15 protein-coding genes and 1 riboswitch are annotated in these 20,251 nt (G+C 66.8%); of the genes, 9 read left to right on the top strand and 6 right to left on the bottom strand.

Annotation, left to right across the window (positions count from 1 at the left end; all coding sequences use genetic code 11):
- Window positions 1-15: 15 nt before the first annotated feature.
- The 3 genes from pnuC to ACVOMH_RS03050 form a co-directional block, all read right to left on the bottom strand.
- The gene (gene pnuC, locus ACVOMH_RS03060; protein ID WP_481551007.1) at window positions 16-582 is read right to left on the bottom strand and encodes a nicotinamide riboside transporter PnuC; all 567 of its coding nucleotides are present in this window, start codon (window positions 580-582) and stop codon (window positions 16-18) included.
- Window positions 579-2,753: a TonB-dependent siderophore receptor gene (locus tag ACVOMH_RS03055; RefSeq protein ID WP_481551006.1), complete on the bottom strand. Its 2,175-nt coding sequence runs from the start codon at window positions 2,751-2,753 to the stop codon at window positions 579-581. Before ACVOMH_RS03055 ends, pnuC begins: the two co-directional genes overlap by 4 nt.
- A gap of 70 nt (window positions 2,754-2,823) precedes the next feature.
- A riboswitch (TPP riboswitch) is annotated at window positions 2,824-2,919 on the bottom strand.
- A gap of 42 nt (window positions 2,920-2,961) precedes the next feature.
- Window positions 2,962-4,098: a phosphotransferase enzyme family protein gene (locus tag ACVOMH_RS03050; protein WP_481551005.1), complete on the bottom strand. Its 1,137-nt coding sequence runs from the start codon at window positions 4,096-4,098 to the stop codon at window positions 2,962-2,964.
- 1,043 nt (window positions 4,099-5,141) lie between these two features.
- Here ACVOMH_RS03050 and ACVOMH_RS03045 point away from each other — a divergent pair.
- From ACVOMH_RS03045 to hemC, 6 genes are all read left to right on the top strand, one after another.
- A complete protein-coding gene (locus ACVOMH_RS03045; protein ID WP_481551004.1) occupies window positions 5,142-7,736 on the top strand; it encodes a bifunctional diguanylate cyclase/phosphodiesterase in 2,595 nt (864 codons plus the stop codon).
- Between the two features lie 165 nt (window positions 7,737-7,901).
- Complete coding sequence (locus ACVOMH_RS03040; protein WP_481551003.1) at window positions 7,902-8,225, top strand: DUF3817 domain-containing protein; 324 nt, start codon at window positions 7,902-7,904, stop codon at window positions 8,223-8,225.
- A gap of 905 nt (window positions 8,226-9,130) precedes the next feature.
- Window positions 9,131-11,086 (top strand): glucans biosynthesis glucosyltransferase MdoH, encoded by a 1,956-nt coding sequence (gene mdoH, locus ACVOMH_RS03035; protein WP_481551002.1) that lies wholly within the window; start codon window positions 9,131-9,133, stop codon window positions 11,084-11,086.
- Between the two features lie 51 nt (window positions 11,087-11,137).
- Window positions 11,138-11,803: an alpha/beta hydrolase gene (locus ACVOMH_RS03030; RefSeq protein WP_481551001.1), complete on the top strand. Its 666-nt coding sequence runs from the start codon at window positions 11,138-11,140 to the stop codon at window positions 11,801-11,803.
- 100 nt (window positions 11,804-11,903) lie between these two features.
- Complete coding sequence (locus tag ACVOMH_RS03025) at window positions 11,904-12,632, top strand: LytR/AlgR family response regulator transcription factor (protein WP_057505748.1); 729 nt, start codon at window positions 11,904-11,906, stop codon at window positions 12,630-12,632.
- Between the two features lie 30 nt (window positions 12,633-12,662).
- Window positions 12,663-13,574 (top strand): hydroxymethylbilane synthase, encoded by a 912-nt coding sequence (gene hemC / locus ACVOMH_RS03020; RefSeq protein WP_481551000.1) that lies wholly within the window; start codon window positions 12,663-12,665, stop codon window positions 13,572-13,574.
- 102 nt (window positions 13,575-13,676) lie between these two features.
- Here the strand turns inward: hemC and ACVOMH_RS03015 are convergent, their stop codons facing one another.
- Window positions 13,677-14,453 (bottom strand): DUF481 domain-containing protein, encoded by a 777-nt coding sequence (locus tag ACVOMH_RS03015; protein WP_054660161.1) that lies wholly within the window; start codon window positions 14,451-14,453, stop codon window positions 13,677-13,679.
- Between the two features lie 162 nt (window positions 14,454-14,615).
- Between ACVOMH_RS03015 and ACVOMH_RS03010 the strand changes: the two genes are divergently transcribed.
- On the top strand, window positions 14,616-15,581 hold the full coding sequence (locus ACVOMH_RS03010) for a helix-turn-helix transcriptional regulator (RefSeq protein WP_481550999.1): 966 nt from the start codon (window positions 14,616-14,618) through the stop codon (window positions 15,579-15,581).
- A gap of 96 nt (window positions 15,582-15,677) precedes the next feature.
- Here the strand turns inward: ACVOMH_RS03010 and ACVOMH_RS03005 are convergent, their stop codons facing one another.
- Window positions 15,678-16,274, bottom strand: coding sequence for a lipocalin family protein (locus ACVOMH_RS03005; RefSeq protein WP_481550998.1), 597 nt, complete (start codon window positions 16,272-16,274; stop codon window positions 15,678-15,680).
- A gap of 138 nt (window positions 16,275-16,412) precedes the next feature.
- Here ACVOMH_RS03005 and ACVOMH_RS03000 point away from each other — a divergent pair, with 138 nt between their 5' ends.
- Together ACVOMH_RS03000 and ACVOMH_RS02995 are read left to right on the top strand one after the other, a co-directional pair.
- The gene (locus ACVOMH_RS03000) at window positions 16,413-16,733 is read left to right on the top strand and encodes a hypothetical protein (protein WP_481550997.1); all 321 of its coding nucleotides are present in this window, start codon (window positions 16,413-16,415) and stop codon (window positions 16,731-16,733) included.
- Window positions 16,734-16,800: 67 nt separating this feature from the next.
- Entirely contained in the window at window positions 16,801-18,900 is a 2,100-nt protein-coding gene (locus ACVOMH_RS02995) for a prolyl oligopeptidase family serine peptidase (protein ID WP_481550996.1), read from the top strand.
- Window positions 18,901-18,975: 75 nt separating this feature from the next.
- On the opposite strand, the gene ACVOMH_RS02990 is transcribed toward ACVOMH_RS02995, so the two are convergent.
- Complete coding sequence (locus ACVOMH_RS02990) at window positions 18,976-20,169, bottom strand: pyridoxal phosphate-dependent aminotransferase (protein ID WP_481550995.1); 1,194 nt, start codon at window positions 20,167-20,169, stop codon at window positions 18,976-18,978.
- Window positions 20,170-20,251: the final 82 nt, after the last annotated feature.

The following is a 20,251-nucleotide window of genomic DNA, read 5'->3' as shown; positions in this document are numbered from 1 at the left end:
GCCGGCCCCGGCCCGTCAGACCGTCCTGGCCGCCTTGCTCCATGCCCGCAGGCCCATCACCGCCAGACCGACGAACAGCAGGTACAGCGCAGCGGTGACGTGCAGCGATTTGACCAGGTACATGCCGATATAGACCACATCGACCACGATCCACAGCCACCACGCGGCGACATGCCGGCGTGCCTGCCACCACTGCGCCACCAGGCTGAGCGCGGCGAGTATGGCGTCCAGCCACGGCAGCGCGGCGTTGGTGAAACTGTGCATCGCCGCGCCCAGGGCCAGGCCGAACGCCAGGCCGATGCCGAGGTCACGCGACCACTGGCGTATTGCCAGTGGCGCGATGACGATCTGGCCGTCGTGCTGCAGTTGCCGGCGCCAAGTCAGCCAGCCGTACAGCAGGAACGCGGCGAAGGCGCCCTGCAGCAGGGCATCGGAATACAGCCTGACCTGTACGAACACCAGTGCGTACAGGCCGACCGAGACCAGTCCGACCGGCCAGGCGAGCATCCGCCGTTGCGTCATCAGCCACACGCCGAGGATGCTGAAGACGACGGCCGACCATTCCAGCAGCGCCGGGTTCATAGCGCGATGGTGACCGACAGGCGGGCCTGACGCGGTGCGCCGGGGAACAGGTAGTAGTCACCGGAGCTGCTGCCGGTATCGCGCCAGTAGAAGCGGTTGAACAGGTTGTCCACCGACAGGTTCCAGTTCATGCGATGCCCGCGCAGCTGGTGCTGGAAACGCAGGCCGGCATCGGCGACGTTGTAGCTGGGCGCGCGCACGCGGCCATCGGCGGTGGCGACATTGGCCGAGGCATAGCGCCAGCCGCCGGTGATACCCAGGCCTTCAACGAACGGCAGCTCGTAATCGGCGTGCAGGCTGGCGCGGGTCTTGGGCACGTTGATCAGCTGATGGCCTTCATAGGCGGGCGTGCCGCTGTGGCGGGCTTCGGCCTGCAGCACGCTGGCGCTGGCGGTCAGCCGCAGGTGCTCGCTGACGTGCCCGCGCGCAGTCAGTTCCAGACCGGTGTGGGCCTGCTGGCCGCGCTCGACGAAGGTGTAACCGGCGTCGCTGGCATCGGGCTGGGCGTACTGGAACGGCTGGGTGATGCGGAACAGCGCCGCGCCCAGCGCCAGTGCCTCGGAGGCCGCGAACTTGACGCCGACTTCGGTCTGGCGCGAGCGCACCGCAGGCAGGAATTCGCCATCATTGGTGGTCCAGAACGGTGCTTCCTGACCCAGCGCGATGCCTTCGACATAGCTGGCGTAGACATTGAGCTGATCGTTCGCGCGCCAGATCAGCGCGCTCTGCGGCAGGAAGCGTGAGAGGCGGCTTTCGCGTTCCAGCGCGCCGCGCTTGTTGCGCGCGGTCTCCTCCAGCCGCACGAAGCGACCGCCGGCCAGCCACTGCCAGTCGGCACCGAGATCTATGCGATCGAGCACGAACAGCGCGTTCTGCCTGCTGTCCAGGCGGCGCACCGAGGGGCCCGGCTGCAGCGGCGAGGGCGCGAACTGCGGTACCTCCGTGTCATGGATGTTGCCGGTGCCGACGTACTCGTTGACGTTGCGGCGCTTGTCCACGGTGCGGTGGAAGCCGTCCACGCCGAGCGTAAGCTGGTGGCCGATGTTGCCGGTGCTGAAGCGGCCATGCAGTTCGGCGCGCAGCTCCTGGTTGCGGCGGGTGTCGTCCGGGCTGCGGTAGTCGTAGATGTCGTAGTCGCCGTTGGGCGCGAAGAAGTTGCCCGGCACACTGCCGTCGGCGCATTGCGCGGCGTAGTAGCAGCCATAGGCGAAGGCGACGTTGTCATCGATCACCGTGCGGCTGTGGCTGGCCGACAGCCGGGACTGCCAGTTCGGGCTGAAGTCCCAGGTGTGCAGCGCGGTGATGTTGGTGCTGTCGATGCCCACCGGCCGTTGCCAGGCCTGGTAGCCGAGCATGTGCTCCCGGTCCACTTCGCCCGGCAGCGCACTGGCGCCGAGCAGCTGGTAGGCCGAGGCCGAGCGCTGCGCGCTGGTCTGGTAGTTGGCATCCACCTCGAGCTTGGCGCGTTCGCTGATCCGCCAGTCGGTGGCCAGCGCATAGAAGTTGCGGCGGCCATCGGCGTGCTCGATATACGAATTGCTGTCGTCCCAGGCGGCATTAAAGCGCACCCCGAAGCGCGGGCTCAGCCAGTGGCCCACGTCGATGGCGGCGTAGCGGCTGCCTTCGGCATCGGTGGCCAGGGTGAGGTTGCGGACGTCGGCCGGGCGCTTGCCGACGTAGTTGATGATGCCGCCCGGTGCCATCACGCCGGCAGCCAGTCCGGCCTCGCCCTTGAGCACTTCCACCTGCGCGATGTGTTCCAGCGCCAGGCGCTGCTCGCCGGCAATGCTCAGGCCGTTGAAGCGGTAGCCGGTGGCGGTATCCAGCGCGAAGCCGCGGATGGCGATGTTCTGGTAGTAGCCGACCGGCGCGTAGCTGTCGCCGAGCGAGGCATCGTTGTGCGCCAGCTCGGAGAGCGTGCGCACCTGACGGCTGTCGAGCAGGGCGCGATCGAGCACGCTGACCGCGGCCGGGGTGTTCTTCCAGTCGCCGCCGCCGAAGCTGCCGGACTGGGTGGTCTGCGGTGCAGCGTCCTGTTTGGCCTGCACGCGCACGGCGGCCAGCTCGGTGGGCGAGCGGTCGGCGGCCTCGGTTTCAACGTTGCTGGCGTACAGCGGCAGCGCCGCGCCCAGGGCGGCAGTCAACAGCGAGATTCGGTAGCAGCGGTTCATTCGGTTCGTCATCAGCCAGGAGGGGAGACGAAGCGAAGGCGCGCGCACGAACCCCGCCAAAGAGGGGGTTCGGGTGCTGCTCAAAGCTCCCTACGCCGGTGCAAACCGGATCAGGTTCCAAGGGACTCTCTCAGCCTGATCACGCCAGGCACCCCCGCTTCAGGGGCGTATTTGACCACAACCGGATGGATTTGGCCCGTGCGCCGGTTCAGGCGGCGGCGCGCAGCGCGGCCAGCAGCGCCTGTCCCGGGTTGCGGGTGAACCACTGTGCGTGGCCGAGCAGGAAGGTGTGCCAGGCGATGTCGGCGTTGGCGGTGGAGCCGGTGGCGCCGTGGAAATACTCCACTTCCGACAGGGCGAAATCGAAGTGGACGATGGGCAGCAGGTCGGCCAGCAGCTGTACCTGCGCCGCGCTCAGCGGGCGGACGCGGCGGTAGCCGTCGAGCAGGGCCAGCGCGATATCGGTATGCACCGCCTGCGCGCCGCGCTCCAGTTCCAGCCACGCCACCGCGTTGCGCTCGATCGCGGTGGCCAGATCGAACAGCGCGCTGGTAGGCGAGGCGAGACCGAAGTCGAGTACCGAGGCCACCCTCGGGGTACTGCCGGTGTCGCGCCACAGCAGGTTGGAGACGTGCCAGTCGTTGTGTGCCCACAGCCGCGGTTCGCGGTGCAGGCGCTCACCGAGCGCGCGGTGCCACGGCAGCACGGTCTGCTGCAGATCGCGCTGCCACGGTTTGCGCGCCAGATAGTCGGCCAGTGCCGGGCGCTCGACCAGATCGCGCTGCAGTTGCGCGATGGGATCGGCCGCGCGGATCAGGTCATCGCGTGCGACCAGCATGTGCGTGCTGCGCTGCGGGGCGTGGTAACCCGCAGCGGCGTTGTGCAGGGTTGCCAGCATCGCGCCGGCGGCCCGCGCGTGTCCGGGATCGAGCGGCGGTGTCCATGATGGTGCGTCGCGGTAGAGGTCCTGACCGGCGGCCAGTGCATGCAGCTCGTAGGTCCAGTGACCATGTTCAATGGCGGTGGCGCCATCGCGATCACCCATTACCTGCACCACCGGTACCCCGGCAGCGGCGAGATGGGCGATGAAGCGGTGTTCCTCGCCCAGGCTGGCCGTGGTGCGGACGCTGTGGTGATGGCGCTTGATGAACACCTGTCCGTGTCGGCCCTCGACGATGGCCGCCGCTGACATCGGCCGCGGGCTGTGCCACAACACCGCACCGGCACCTTCCAGTTGCGGGAAACGCCCGCTCAGCCATGCGATCTCGCGCGCGCTGATCGCAGGCCAGTCGGCCGCCACCTCATCGTTGTTGAGGCCCTGGACGCGGTGATCGGTGTTGTTCATGGGAAGACGGTAGTGACGTGCAAGGGGGGACGGGAGCAGCAGGGTAGCGCGTGCGGTGCGGAAGGCCATGCACGTGGAGAAGGTGCAGTTGAACCAGGTAACCCCGCGCCAACCGTGAACGCTGTTCCTGGAAATTTGGTGTGGCCAGGATGCGGCTGCCGCAGCTATTCCCCCCGCAGCGACTTTGGCCGCACGCGTTGTGTCGCTCCGGCTTCCACTTCGCTTCTCTCACAGCGGGGACAATCTGGCCAGGTATTAATCCAGGTTTCGTCGTAGCAACCACGGATCGTTGCGCGCGGCTGGAAATGTCACCGGGCAGTGTCGTGTCAAGCGTGCTCGTCGCAAGGTGAGCGGGAAGATGCACCTCGCCACTGGCGGGTCTACCGCAACGCGATGAGACCCGTGCCGCCGGCGTCGTACCGTTGCTGTGCGAGTGAGCCAAGCCAAGCCAAGCCAAGCCAAGCCAAGCCAAGCCAAGCTGTGGTCCGCGCCTCTATCACCACAACGATGGCATGGGCTTCGACACATCACGTTCGTTGAACAGGGCCTGTTGGATTCAACAACGCGTTCAGCTCCGCAGGGTGCCGTGAGCTGACCCGCTCAAGTCCACTTGATTGGCGGGACAGCGAATTGCGAAGGCGGCCACGGCAGGGATGTGTGTTTTGGCATCGGTCCGGCTTACCGTGGAACCGGCCGGCCGAGGCGGCTCCATGGATGAAGCGGCGCGGCGATGGTGGTCAAAAGTGAAACCCGGCACGCCGTTTCAGAAATGGATTGCGGTCCCGGGTTTGCGTTCAAGAATTCCTTTCATCACCCGATAGGGTTATTGATCGGCGACAGTCGGCCTGCTGCTGCGGCACGGACGATGTGTGTATAGACCACGCCGCTTTCACTGCGCGACGGGTGGGGGGGAGCATTATTGTCGTTGTCATCTTCAGGGAGCCGAATTCATGCCAGTACGGGAGGCAGGGAGGACACCGGAGGAAACGGGTACGGGCAACGCGATTACGCGCGGATTGGTACCCACCTCTCCGTTCTGGGCTTTGGCGGTATTGTTGCTGGGCCTGGTGTGCACGGCGGCTCTGGCGCACCATGAGTGGGTCTACCAGCAGCAGCGCACTGAATCCTTGCAGGGCTCGCTGGCCAATGCGGCGCAGTCGCGCATGCGCGAGCCGCTGAAGGGGGCGGCCATGGTGCTGCGCTCGATGCAGACGGTGTTCCTTTCCAGCGATGGAATGGACCAGAAAGAGTTCTCCCAATACCAGAAGAACCTGCGTCCGCAAGAGCTGGCGCAAGGTTATGTACTCACCGGCTTCGCGCGCGCCGAATTCAGTGCCACCGATCCCGGCCAGGTGGCTTACCGCTACCAGTTTGTGGCGCCGCTGCAGGGAAACGAGGTGCTGGTCGGTTTCGATATCACCCGGCAGCCGGATAATCTACGGGCATTGCAGCTGGCGCGGGACCGCGATATGCCCACCGCGTCAGCGCCGTTTCCCTTGCTGCAGTTCCAGGACGCTGCGGCCAGTGCCACCGGCGTCACCGTGCGCCTGCCGGTCTATTCTCCCGGTGCGGTTCCGCTGACGGTGCCTGAACGTCGTCAGCGCGAGATCGGAGCGCTGGCGGTCAGCATGCGACTGGAGCCGATGATCACCCAGGCACTGCAGGGGCGCGTGCTGGAATACATGCACGTGCAGATTCGCGATCTGGATGCGCCTGCCGGGCAGGACCTGGTATTTGCGTCAGCCACGCCGGTCGCCGAAGTTCCCCAGCAAGTGCGGCAACTGGATTTTGGCGGCCGCCGTTGGGAGATGCGTCTGTGGCCGCGCGCTGACCTGTTCGAATGGGGGCAACTGCGCGCGATCCTTATCGGCGGCACCGCGATCAGTACCCTGCTGGCACTGCTGGTGTGGTCGCAGATGACGACCCGGCGCCGCGCGGTTGATCTGGGGCGGCGCATGAGCGTGCGCTTCGGTGAAAGCGAGGCACGCTTCCGCACTCTCAACGAACTGCTGCCGGCGCTGGTGTTGCTGGCCAATGGTGACGGCAGTCGCATTACCTACGCCAACCAGGCGGCGCGGCAGTTGCTGGGTGACGTGGTCGGGTCACCGCTGGGCTCGCTGTTCGCCGATAGCCATGCCTGCGAGCGCGCGATTGCCATGGCGGTGAGTGGTGGTGGGTGGCGCAGCCAGGAGGTGATGCTGACCCCGGCCGGCGGCGCGGCTTTCTGGATCAATGCCTCGCTGGCCCAAGTGGAAGTGGAGGCACTGCCTCATTTGCTGATGGTGGCCACCGATACCAGTGCGCAGCGGGCGATGACCGAGCGCCTGCATTACCAGGCCACGCACGATGAATTGACCGGACTGCGTAATCGTCGCGAGTTCGAGCGGCTGCTGCGCGAAGCGCTGGCCGGTGAGGACGGCACTGCACTGGCTGCGCCGTTCGCGCTGCTGTACTTCGACCTGGACCAGTTCAAGCTGATCAACGATCTGTCCGGCCATGCGGCCGGTGACCAGTTGCTGGTACAGCTGGCGCGGGCGATGCGCGCCGTGTTGGGCCGCAACACGATTCTCGGCCGGCTCGGCGGGGACGAGTTCGCCCTGCTGGCGTTCGATGTGGACCTGGTGCAGGCCGAAGCGCTGGCCGAGCGCATCCGGCGCTGCATCGAGAGCCATATTTTCCACTGGCAGGAGCGTACTTATACCGTCAGCGCCAGCATTGGCCTGGTCATGGTCGAGCGGGAAGGCAGCACGCTCAAGGACCTGCTGGCCTGGGCCGACAGCGCCTGCTACCAAGCCAAGGAAAATGGCCGCAACCGTGTCTGCACCTATCGCGAGGATGCCGCCAGCACCCAGCGTATCGGCGAGATGGAGTGGGCCAACCGCCTACGCGGGGCGCTGGAGCAGGGCCAGCTTTTGCTGGACTACCAGGAGCTGGTGGCGCTTGACCCGGCGGCGGGTGATGCGGTGCATGTGGAGCTGCTGCTGCGCATGCGCGATCACAACGGCCGTGAGGTCATGCCCGGTGCCTTCCTCAGCGCCGGCGAGCGCTACGGGCTGATGCCGGCGGTGGACCGTTGGGTGATCCGTACCGCGTTGGCCAACTTCTCCCGGATCCATCCGTGCGGTGTCCAGCTGCACAGCTGTTCCATCAACCTGTCCGGCGCCAGCCTCGAGGATGACGGTTTGGCGGATTTCATCCTCGATGCGATCACCACGTTCAGGGTGCCGCCGGAGCGGCTGTGTTTTGAAATCACCGAAACGGTGGCTGTGCGCGACCTGCAACGCGTGGCACGTGTGATCGAGCGCCTGCGCGCGTCCGGATGCCGGATCGCGCTGGATGATTTCGGTGCCGGCATGTCCTCCTTCGGCTATCTGAAGAACCTGCCGGTGGACAGCATCAAGATCGACGGCAGCTTCGTGCGCGACCTTGGGCGAGAGCCGGTCAGCCGCATCATCATTGATGCCGTGACCCGGATTGGCCACGAGCGGAAACTGAAGGTCGTCGCCGAATGGGTGGATGACGAAAACGTGCTGTCTGTATTGCGCGAGCTCGGCGTGGACTACGCCCAGGGTTTCCTGCTGCACCGCCCCGAGCGGGTGCTGTTCCAGCGTGAAAAAGCTAACGTCCGGGTCGGTTGAATAAGACAGAGGTAAAGGTGATCCCTACGTGCCGTTGCCTGGCGCAGTCGGTCATGACTTTCGGCACGGATGTGATCTGCCTGTCGCGCAAAGCGGCGCTGATCCAGGGTGAGCAGCGCGGTTGGCCTACAATTTCCCGCCTTTCTGCACACGCACGGGTTTCTGATGTCTGCCAAACCGCTCTCTCCCGCAGGCAAGCTGTTTGCCGCGGCCGCGTTTATCGAAGGTGTCACCTGGGCCGGGTTGCTGGTCGGCATGCTGCTCAAGTACGGCACGGAAACCACCACGCTGGGGGTGAGGATCTTCGGACCGCTGCATGGTGCGGCGTTCCTGTTCTATGTGGTGGTCAGCCTGTATGCGTGGGGCAGGTTGCGCTGGCCGCTCTGGGCGATGCTGGTGGCGCTGGTGGCCGCGGTGCCGCCGCTGGTCACTGTGCCGGTGGAGATGTGGTTCCGCCGTATCGGACTGTTGTCCCACCGTCCGGGCTGATCGGCTGCGCTTCACCGTGCCCGGATGATCATGCCCGGGGGCGCTGTACGGTCCGGCCGGAGTGTTTTCTGCGGCTGTCGGCGGCCTTGTCCGCGGCCCCTTGTGTCATGCCGGCCAGGGTTTGCATCGTGCCGGCCGTTTCCCGCAATTTTTTTGCCGGTGATCTTTCCGGCGGTTTGTTTGATGGCATTCCTTGCGTCGTGCCGGGTGCCTTCAACATGGCCGTGCTGCACGAACGGTCTGCCGCAGAGGTCTGCAGCGGTGCACATGCCGGCCGCCTGCGCGGAGCACGCCTTCGGGCAGTTGGGCCGGAGGTTTCGTGGCGTTGCAGCCGGCGCGTGTTCATTTCGGGTTCTGTCTAACGTGCGCTGGTTTTCGTGACGCCGGTGCGCGGCGGCAGGCGAGCGGGCCCCTGTGAGGCATTCGCCCACCGGTGGGCGGTTTCTTCGGGGTCGGGACCGGCGCCTGCTGCTGCCAGCGGTGCCGGTCTTCAGGTCACGCGCCAGGACATCCCGGAAATGCGGAGCGGCGGGCGCCGGTGCTGCGGCGAGGCGTCGGGGCGTTTGGGCGTTTGGGCGACGCCATGGGGGCGGATTGCGGGGGCGGCCCGCAGCAAAGTGGTGGCCGTCCGGAGGTTCATTGATAATGGGGCCGTCCTGCGCCCAGGTGCGGGCTCCGTCATGAGGTGGACCTGGCGTTGAGGATGCCGGTACGGCGATGCGGTGGAGGGGGCTCCCGCATTGATCGGTTTGGGGGAAAGGGCACCGCGCCGGCGGCCTGGCGTTTGCCGCAGGTTTAAGTTGAACCGTCTAACGTTTTCCGCCTATCACGCCGTCCCATCGAGGAATTCTGGTGCATCACGGAAGCAGCGTTCATCCCAGCCCAAGCCGCGGTCATCTTCCCGATTGCCGCGGTTTTCTCCTGTCCTTCGTCGTGGGGCGCCGCGCGTGACGTTCGATATTTCCGGTTCACCGCTACGGGATGCCGGTATGGCGGTGCTGCCGGCCGAGCATCCCCTGGCAATGCCCGAGCAGTCTTTGCGCGACGGCTATCTGCATGCGCCGCGGCAGCTCACCGCGCCGGCCAATATCGGTTTGCGGCGGCTGTATGTGTTCGGCACGACCGCGCTGATGACGCTGGCAGCCAGCGCGATGATGGCCCGGGTGCTGGCCAGTGGCGGCATCAATGTGCTGGAAGTCTGCCTGCTGGCGCTGTTCGTGCTGCTGTTCGCGTGGGTCGCCCTGTCGTTCGTCGGCAGCCTGGCGGGGCTGCAGGCGCTGCTCCGCGGGCGGCGGAAATTGGGCATCTATCCGGATACGCCGCTGCCGGCGTTGCGTGAGCGCACTGCGCTGCTGATGCCCACCTACAACGAGGACCCGCGGCGGATGATGGCCGGCCTGCAGGCGATCTACGAATCGGTTGCGGCCACCGGGCAGCTGGATCACTTCGATTTCTTCGTGCTCAGCGACACGACCCGCGAGGTGACCGGTCGCGCCGAGGAACAGGTGTTCGCACGGCTGGTGCAGGCCACCGGCGGCGCCGGGCGACTGTTCTACCGGCGCCGTGCCAGCAATGTCGGGCGCAAGGCCGGCAACATCGCCGACTGGGTGCGCCGCTTCGGAGGCGCCTACCCGCAGATGCTGATCCTGGATGCTGACAGCCTGATGACCGGTGAGGTGATCGTGCGGCTGGTGTCGGCGATGGAAAATCATCCCACCGTCGGCCTGATCCAGTCATTGCCGGCCGTCGTCAACGGCCGTACCGCGTTTGCCCGCATGCAGCAGTTTGGCGGCCGGGTGTATGGGCCGGTGATGGCCTATGGCGTGGCCTGGTGGCACGGGGCCGAGAGCAATTACTGGGGCCATAACGCGGTGATCCGCACCCGGGCCTTCGCCGAGCAGGCGGGGCTGCCCGAGTTGCCCGGCCGCAAGCCGTTTGGCGGACATGTGCTCAGCCACGATTTCGTCGAGGCGGCGCTGATCCGTCGCGGCGGCTGGGCCTGCCACATGGTGCCGTACCTGCACGGCAGCTACGAGGAAGGCCCGCCGACACTGACCGATCTGCTGATCCGGGATCGCCGCTGGTGCCAGGGCAACCTGCAGCACGCCAAGGTTGTCAGTGCCAGCGGGCTGCACTGGATCAGCCGGGTGCACATGCTGATCGGCATTGGCCATTACTTCACCGCGCCGATGTGGGCGATGCTGATGCTGATCGGGGTGGCCATTCCACTGATCCACGGCGGGATCGATGTGGCGCAGGAGTTGCACCTGCAGCTGGCCCCCGCGCAGTACTGGCGCGGGCTGGACCAGGACGGTGTGGTGTGGGTGTTCGTGCTGACCATGGCGGTGTTGCTGGCGCCCAAGGCGATGGGCTATGTCGCCATGCTCACCTCGCGCAACGAACGCCTCGGTTGCGGTGGCGCGCTGCGCGCGCTGGTCTCGGTGCTGCTGGAAACCGTGCTGGCGGCGCTGATGGCGCCGGTGGTGATGTACGTGCAGTCGCGGGGTGTGGCCGAAGTGCTGGCCGGCAAGGATTCGGGGTGGGATGCGCAGCAGCGTGACGATGGCAGCGTGTCGTGGCCGGAACTGCTGCGCCGCTATGGTGGCCTGAGTGTGTTCGGGGTGCTGGTCGGCGGCATGGCCTATGCGGTTTCGCCGCCGCTGGCGGCATGGATGGCGCCAGTGGTGATCGGCATGGCGCTGGCGGTACCGGTGGTGGCGCTGACGTCCTCGCGCAGCGCCGGCGACTGGCTGCGGCGCCATGGCCTGCTGTCCATTCCCGAGGAGAGTGCACCGCCGGCCGTGCTGGTGCGCGCGGCCGAACTGAGAGCGGCGGCACTGCGCGAGCCCCTGCAGGACTGAGCCGGGGCCCGGGGCAGGCATAATGCGGGCCTGTCTTTGGGAGTCGTGGAAATGCTGGAAACAGTGGAACAGCAAACCGGCGCGGCGCCGGAATGGTCGGTGATCTGGTTGCACGGCCTGGGCGCCGATGGCCATGACTTCGCACCGATCGTGCCTGAACTGGTGCGCCCGCACTGGCCGGCGATCCGCTTCGTGTTTCCGCATGCGCCCAAGCGCCCGGTCAGCATCAACGGTGGCATGCCGATGCGGGCCTGGTACGACATCGTCAGCATGGATTTCCGCAGCCGCGCCGATACCGCTGGCGTGGCCGAGTCGGTGGCGCAGGTCGAGGAGCTGATTGCACGCGAACAGGCGCGCGGCATTCCGCTCGACCGCATCCTGCTGGCCGGTTTCTCGCAGGGCGGCGCCATCACCCTGGCTACCGGCCTGACCCGGCGTGAGCCGCTGGCCGGCCTGATCGCGTTGTCCACCTACCTGCCGGAAGTCGATGCCGCCGCCCGCCAGCTGGTGGAAGGCGCCACCGCCCAGCCGGTGTTCATGGCCCATGGCAGTGCCGATCCGGTGATTCCGCTGCAGATCGCCGAACACAGCGCGCAGGTGCTCAGGCAGCTGGGGTTCGCGCTGGAATGGCACCGCTACCCGATGGCCCACCAGGTCTGCGCCGAGGAGATCCAGGCGCTGGCTGAATGGCTGCAGCTTCGTTTCGCGCACGCATGATGTGAGTATTGGCAGCATGGTTGGCGTGTGGTCCGCACAGCAGTCGCGGGCCGGGGAGCACGCCGATCCGGTGGCAGATTGATGGTTTTGGGGAGATGACATGAAAGTGGTCATTGCCGATGACGAGCCCTTCGCCCGCGAGCGGTTGCGCGCGCTGCTGGCCGAGCACGCGGAGGTGGAAGTGGTCGCCGAGGCGGCCAACGGCGTGGAGGCCCTGCATGCCTGCGCCGAGTTCAAGCCGGATGTGGTGCTGCTGGATATCGCCATGCCCGGCGTCGACGGGCTGGAGGCGGCGCGCCACCTGGCGCAGTTCGAGCCACGCCCGGCGGTGGTGTTCTGCACCGCCTACGACGCCCATGCGCTGTCGGCGTTCGAGGCGGCGGCGATCGACTATCTGATGAAGCCCGTGCGCGCCGAGCGGCTGGCCTCGGCGCTGGAGCGGGCGCGCACCTTTGTCGCCGGGCGTGACCATGCCCCGGTCGCCGCAGCCGCGCAGGCACGGCGGGTGCTGTGCGCACGGCTGCGCGGCAGCCTGCGGCTGATTCCAGTGGAAGACATCCTGTATCTGCAGGCCGACGAGAAATACGTGGTGGTGCACCACACCCGCGGGCAGGACCTGATCGAGGAATCGTTGCGCTCGCTGGAAGAAGAGTTCCCGGCGCGCTTCATCCGCATCCACCGCAATTGCCTGGTCGCGCGTGCGCGGCTGGTCGAGTTGCGGCGTGCCCCGGCCGGGCAGGTGCATGCGGTGTTGCGCGATGTACCCGAGCCACTGGAAATCAGCCGCCGCTGCGTGGCCAGCCTGAAGCAGGCGTTGCCGCAGCTGTGACCGCCGCGCCGCTGCGGCGATAATGGACACATGACTACCTTGCGTATTGCCACCCGAAAGAGCCCGCTTGCCCTGTGGCAGAGCGAACACGTCGCCGACCGCCTGCGCCAGGCCCATCCGGGGCTGGAAGTGACCCTGGTGCCGATGAGCACGCGCGGCGACGAGGTGCTGGACCGTTCGCTGGCGGCCATCGGCGGCAAGGGCCTGTTCCTGAAGGAGCTGGAGCTGGCGATGCTGCGCGGCGAAGCCGACTGCGCGGTGCATTCGCTCAAGGATGTGCCGATGGAACTGGAGGCACCGTTCGTGTTGCCGGCCATTCTGACCCGCGCCGACCCGGCCGATGCCTTCGTTTCCAACCACTACGCCACGCTGGACCAGCTGCCGCACGGCGCGGTGGTGGGCACTTCGTCGCTGCGCCGGCAGGCCCAGCTGCGCGCGCTGCGGCCGGATCTGCAGTCGCGCGACCTGCGCGGCAACGTCAACACGCGTCTGGCCAAGCTCGACGCCGGGGACTACGACGCGATCATCCTGGCCTGCGCCGGGCTGGAACGTCTGCAGCTGGGCGGGCGCATCCGCAGCCGGCTGGTTGAGCCGCAATGGCTGCCGGCACCGGCGCAGGCCGCAGTGGCCATCGAATGCCGCGCCGATGCGACCGAGGTGATCGCGCGGGTCGCGACGCTGGATGACGTCGCCACGCGCACCTGCGTGGAAGCCGAGCGGGCGATGAACCGGGCGCTGGATGGCAGCTGCCACGTGCCGGTGGCCGGATTGGCGCAATGGCGAGGCGATGACGAGCTGTGGTTGCAGGGGCTGGTCGGTGGTGTGGCCGATGGCCGCATCGTGCGGACCGAGGCGCTGGGCCCGGCCGCGGATCCGGAAGCGCTGGGCCGGCGGGTCGCCGCGCAGCTGTTGCAGGCCGGCGCCGCCGACCTGCTGCGCTGAGCCACGACCGGAGGGGCGGGTCCGTCCGTTGCAGAAGCGCCCGGTTGCATCGACACAAAAAAGCCGGCGCGAGCCGGCTTTTTGTATCGTGAACGTGCTCGCTTACTTGAAGCTGTACACCACGTTCATCGTGGTCAGCGTATCGGTCTTGCGCTTGTCCTCGGCCACGTCGCTGTTGTGGCGGGCCTGCCAGCCGGCTTTCAGCGCAAAGTGCTTGTTCATGCTCACCGACACACCGAAGTCGTTCTGCGCGAAGGTGTTGTACGAGCCTGATTCCACCAGCAGGGTGTTGACCAGATCGGTGTTGTCGGTGATGGAATACTTCAGGTCGAACAGGCCACGGCCGATCAGGTCGGTGCGGTTCTCGTCGGTTTCCGAATTGTGCGAGCGGCGCACACCCGGACCGATCTGCGTATCCAGCGTCACCCGCTCGGCATCGATCAGGCGCGTGCCATAACCCAGACCGAAGCTGCCCTGGCGGTCGTAGGTGGCGAAATCGTCATTTTCATAGCGCACCGTCGCGGTCAGCTGGCGGTGCTCGCCCAGTTGCAGCGCGCTGCCGGCACCGGCGGTGTAGCGGTTGGAGGTGGTCTGGCGCTTGCGCGAGGTGCTGCCGTCGTCGGCGGTGACGGTGTACTCGGCGCTGGAACGCAGGCCGAACAGGTCCATGCTGTGGACCCAGTCGTCATCGCTGTAACGCAGCTTCAGGCGGCCGTTGAAGCTTTCGGTGCTGCTGTTGCCGTGGGCCGAGGCGAAGCCCAGTTCACCGCCACTGCCACTCCAGGGAGAGCTCATCGCGGCAGGATCGGAGCCGCTGTCGGCCCAGGCCAGCGGAGCACACAGCAGCAGCGGGAAAATCAGTGAAACACGCAGGGACATCAAGCAGTCTCCGGGGCACAAGGGGGGAAAACGGACGGTTTGATGATACCGGAAGCCCTGCCACCCCCGGTTCAGCGCGGCGCGGCGCTTTAGTCGCGGTTGAAGATTGTCCGGCCAGGGCCGCTGCTCCATTGCAGCGCGGACTCGGACATAATCGGGCTCATGGACCGCTATGAACGTATCAACGCGCTGCATCGTCTTCTCAAGTCGGCCCGCTATCCGGTCACGGTGGCACGGCTGCAGGAGGAGTTGAGCTGTTCCAGAGCCACCGTGTACCGGGATCTGGCCTTCCTGCGCGATGCGCTGATGGCGCCGGTGGAAGGCGACGGCGAAGCCGGGTTCCGCTACCAGACTGGCGAAAGCGAGCGTTTCGAGCTGCCCGGGCTGTGGCTCAGCTCCGAGGAGCTGCATGCCTTGCTGGCATCCCAGCACCTGTTGTCGCGGACCGGCGGTGGCGTGCTGTCCTCGGTGCTGGCGCCCCTGCAACAGCGGATCGAGGGGCTGCTGGCGGCCCAGGCCGGGGCGTCGAACTGGCCGGTGGAGCGGGTGCGGGTCATCCCGCACCGCGGTCGCAAGCTGGACGAGGCTAGCTTTCGCACGGTGGCGTCCGGGGTGCTGGAGCGCAAGCAGCTGTCCTTCGAATACCGCGCGCGTTCGACCGATGAGGCCACCCGACGCACGGTGTCGCCGCAGCGGATCACCCATTACCGCGACAACTGGTATCTGGATGCCTGGGACCACAGCCGCGAGGCGGTGCGCAGTTTCGCGGTGGACCGCATCCACCAGGCGCGATTGCTGGACCAGCTGGCCCGCGATGTGCCCGATACCGAGCTGGACGAACAACTGGCCGCCAGCTACGGCATTTTCTCCGGCGCGCCCAAGGGCTGGGCGACGATCGTGTTCAGCGCCAAGGCCGCGCGCTGGGTCGCCGACGAGCACTGGCATTCCAAGCAGCAGGGCCGCTTTCTGGCCGATGGCCGCTACGAGTTGAAGGTGCCCTACAGCGTTTCACGCGAGTTGCTGATGGATGTGCTGCATTACGGCTCCGATGCGGAGATCGTCGAGCCGCAGTCGCTGCGTGAGCAGGCCAAAGCCTTGCTTGCATTGGCGCTGAGCAACTACGACTGAGCCGCTGACCACAGGCCGACATGAAAAAGCCCGGTGCTTTGGCATCGGGCTTTTTCCATCGCGGCGGCCGGTCAGCACAGAGGTGCCACCGACCGGTTATTTCTGGTTGGGAACCTCGAAGCCCAGCTTGTCCACCTGCTCCGGATGCTGCGGCACGCGCTTGAGCTTGTCGGTGTTGACCTCGTAGGTGTCACGCAGGCGCTGCGCAAGGCGACGATACAGGGTGATGTCCATATCCGGTTCGCGGGCGAAGATCCACGCCATCTCCCGGCCCGGGTAGCCGATCAGTGCCCAGGAGTAGTCCGGCGCCACCTCCAGGATGCGCGTGTGGGTGGGCACGACCTTGTAGAACCAGGTGCGCCAGCGGCGGTTGCCGCTGTCCGGGTCGACCTTGGCGCGGATGCTGATTTCCTCCAGCGGCTGGCTGAAGCCCTCGCGGAACTGGTAGCGGATGGCGACCTTGTCATCCTCGCGCAGGGTGTAGGTGTTGACGCTGGCCACGTGGCCACGCTCGATGAAATTGGGAACCCGGCCAATCACATACCAGCGGCCCATGAAGCGCTGCAGGTCGATCGGACCGTTTACATCACCGGCTGCCGTCACCGGCGTCGGCGCGTCCTGTGCATGCAGTGGGGCCTGCGGCAGGGCCAGACTCAACAGGAGGGCGGACAGAAACACTGGAAGTGATCGCATTACGGAGTCGAGCGCCATTGGGGAGTCACGCCCGCATGTTCGACCGGTGGCGAGGGGCGCGTCAATGGCAGGTCGCAGCCGGTGAGATGGCCGCCGCCGAGCATGCACTCCCACCCCGTCATGCAGCCGGAGAACGTCATGTCGCAGTCGTCCGCATCGTCCTGTCGTCGTAATGAATCGCACGAGCCCGATCGGCGGGTACTGCGTGGGGTCAGGCAGTTGGCGCTGGCGGGGCTGGCACTGGTGCTGGTCTGGCCGGCGGCCCGCGGCTACAGCAGCTGGATCGGCTGGTTGCCGCTGTGGCTGGTGGGCATGCCGCTGGTGGCCTGGTGGGCGCTGTACCGGTTCCGCCTGCCGGCCGCCTGGCGTGCCGTGGGGGATCGCCGCGTTCGCCGTCGCCCGCCACAGGCACGGCGCTTCTGCCGTCCGGCGGCGGCCAGGACGCGGAAGGCGGCCTGACCTTCGACACGGGGCGCGTGGCAGCGGCCGTGCTAGCGTTCGCGCCTTATGACCGCATGGAGCCAGCATGTCCCGACTCACTTCCGCCTGCCTTGTCGCAGGCCTTATTTCCACCGGCCTGGCCGGAGCCGCCATGGCCGCTGACGAATCCCAGGACAAGTACGCCTGGCTGGAAGAGGTTGCCGGTGACAAGCCGCTGACCTGGGTCAAGGCCCAGAACGCGCAGGCTGAAGCCAAGCTGGCGCAGACCCCGCAGTTCAAGCAGATGGAAGCCGGCATCCGCGAGGTGCTGGATTCGGACGCCAAGATCCCGGGCGTGGAGAAGATCGGCGACTACTACTACAACTTCTGGAAGGACAAGCAGCACGAGCGCGGCGTGTGGCGCCGTACCACGCTGGTGGAGTACCGCAAGGCCGAGCCGCTGTGGGAAACCATTCTGGATCTGGATGCGCTGAACAAGGCCGAGGGCGAGAACTGGGTATGGCATGGCGCCAACTGCCTGCGTCCGCAGTACACCCGCTGCCTGATCGCACTGTCGCGCGGCGGCGCCGACGCCGATGTCACCCGCGAGTTCGATCTGGTCAAGAAGGACTGGATCCAGGACGGTTTCTTCCGTCCCGAAGCCAAGGGCGGCCTGGCCTGGATCGACCAGGACAACGTGTTCGTCTACACCGATTTCGGCGACGGCTCGATGACCACCTCCGGTTACCCGCGCGTGGTCAAGCAGTGGCGCCGCGGTACCCCGATCAGCGCGGCCACCACCGTGTACGAAGGCAAGCCCGAGGACATGTACATCTCGGCGATGCATGACGATACGCCGGGTTTCGAGCGCAATTTTGTCAACCGCACGATCGCTTTCTACAACAACGAACTGTTCCTGGTCGGCGCCGACGGCAAGCTGGTCAAGGTGGATGCACCGAACTCGGCCGAGAAGAGCGTGCGTCGCGAATGGCTGACGCTGGAACTGCGTGAGCCGTGGACGGTGGGTGGCAAGACCTACGCCGCCGGTTCGCTGCTGGCGACAAGGTTCGACGATTTCATGGCTGGCAAGCGCACGTTCGACGTGCTGTTCGCGCCGACGGACACCACGTCGCTGGCCAGTGCGGTGTGGACCCGGTCACACGTGGTGCTGAACGTGCTCGACGACGTCAAGAACCGCCTGAAGGTCCTTACCCATGGCCAGGACGGCTGGGTGTCCAGCGATTTCACCGGCGCCCCGGCGTTCGGCACGATTGGTGTCGGCGCGGTGGATGCGGATGAAAGTGATGCGGTGTGGATGACCGTCACCGACTATCTGACCCCGACCACGCTGGCCCTGGCCGAAATCGGCCAGCCGCCGGAAGTGCTCAAGACCATGCCGGCGTTCTTCGACGCCAGCGGCAAGGTGATCGAGCAGCACTTCGCCACCAGCAAGGATGGCACCCGCGTGCCGTATTTCGTCGTGCATGACAAGGCGATGAAGCTGGACGGCTCCAACCCGACCCTGCTGTACGGCTATGGCGGCTTCGAGATCTCGCTGACCCCCGGCTATTCCGGCGGCATGGGCCGTTCCTGGCTGGACAAGGGCGGCGTGTATGTCGTGGCCAACATCCGTGGCGGTGGCGAGTACGGTCCGCGCTGGCACCAGGCGGCGCTGAAGCAGAACCGGCACAAGGCCTATGAGGACTTCGCCGCGGTGGCGCAGGACCTGGTCCGCCGCAATATCACCTCGGCCAAACACCTGGGCGTGCAGGGCGGCAGCAACGGCGGCCTGCTCACCGGCAACATGCTGACCCAGTACCCGGAACTGTTCGGCGCGGTGGTGGTGCAGGTGCCGCTGCTGGACATGAAGCGCTACAGCCACCTGCTGGCCGGCGCCTCGTGGATGGCCGAGTACGGCAACCCGGACACGGCCGACTGGGAGTTCATCCAGACCTTCTCGCCGTACCACCTGTTCGACCCGGCCAAGACTTACCCGCCGGTGCTGTTCACCACCTCCACCCGCGATGACCGCGTCCATCCGGGCCACGCCCGCAAGATGGCCGCGAAGATGATCGAGGCCGGCAAGGACGTGACCTACTACGAGAACATTGAAGGCGGCCACGGCGGTGCGGCCAACAACGCGCAGGCCGCGCACATGCAGGCGCTGGCCTACAGCTTCCTGTGGGAGCAGCTGGGCGGGAAGTGATGTCCGACGGCAAGTGATGCAGGAAAAACGCCACCTTCCGGTGGCGTTTTTTTGTTCAGGGGGGCGTGGAGTGGATCAGCGTTGCTGCCAGCTGCGCAGGCCGCAGGCGATACGCTCGACCGCCTGCTGCAACCGCGCCACGTCCTGCGTGTAGGCGATGCGCACGTGCTGATGGGCGCGGTGCTGGCCGAAATCCAGCCCCGGCGTGAACGCCACATGCTCGGTTTCCAGAAAGTGCGCGCAGAAGGCCTGCGCATCGTCGGTGAACGCGCTGACATCGCAATACAGGTAGAACGCGCCCTGCGGTTCCACGTCGATGCGGAAGCCCAGCTCGCGCAGGGCCGGCAGCAGGTAGTCGCGGCGCTGGCGAAACTGCTCGCGGCGCTGTTCGAAGAGGGCGATGGTCTCGGGCTGGAAACACGCCAGCGCCGCATGCTGGGCCATCGACGGCGCGCTGATGTACAGGTTCTGGGCCAGCTTCTCCAGCTCGGGGACCGCCTGCGGTGGCGCCACTAGCCAACCCAGCCGCCAGCCGGTCATGCCGAAGTACTTGGAGAAGCTGTTCAGCACGAAGGCGCCGTCATCGACTTCCAGCACGCTGGGCGCGTCGAAGCCGTAGGTCAGGCCGTGGTAGATCTCGTCGACCACCAGATGGCCGCCATGCGCCTTCACCGCGCCGGCCAGCGCCGCCAGCTGCGCCTTGTCCAGGGTGGTGCCGGTGGGGTTGGCCGGCGAGGCGAGCAGGGCACCGACGCTGTCGCGGTTCCAGTGCGCGTCGATCAGCTCCGGGGTGAGCTGGTAGCCGGTGGCGGGTCCCGCCGGCACCAGTTGCGCGGCGCCTTCGACCAGACGCAGGAAATGCCGGTTGCAGGGATAGCCGGGGTCGGCCAGCAGCCAGTGCCGGCCAGGATCGACCAGCAGGCTGGAGGCCAGCAGCAGGGCGCCGGAGCCGCCGGGCGTGATGAGGATGCGCTCGGGGTCGATGTCCAGCCGGTAGCGGTCGCGATAGAAGCCGGCAATGGCCTGGCGCAGCGCCGGCAGGCCGCGGGCGGCGGTGTAGCGGGTATGGCCGGCGGCCAGCGCGGCCTGGCCGCCGGCGATGACCGGGGCGGCGGTGGTGAAGTCCGGCTCGCCGATTTCCAGATGGATCACATCGTGGCCGGCCTGCTCCAGTGCGTTTGCGCGGGCCAGCAGCGACATGACATGGAACGGGGCGATCTCGTGACTGCGACGGCTGTAGCCGGAAGGAGTGGGGTCGGATGTTTTCATCGCCGCCATGATAGGCGGGGTCCCCGGCATCGGGCCAACGGTGGGCCGTGGCACACTGTGGCCCGTTGCGCGGGCGGCCCGG

The sequence above is a fragment of the Stenotrophomonas sp. STEN013 genome, from assembly GCF_056760355.1.
Note: the sequence above shows the minus strand (reverse complement) of the source record. Positions and strands in the feature narration are given on the sequence as shown.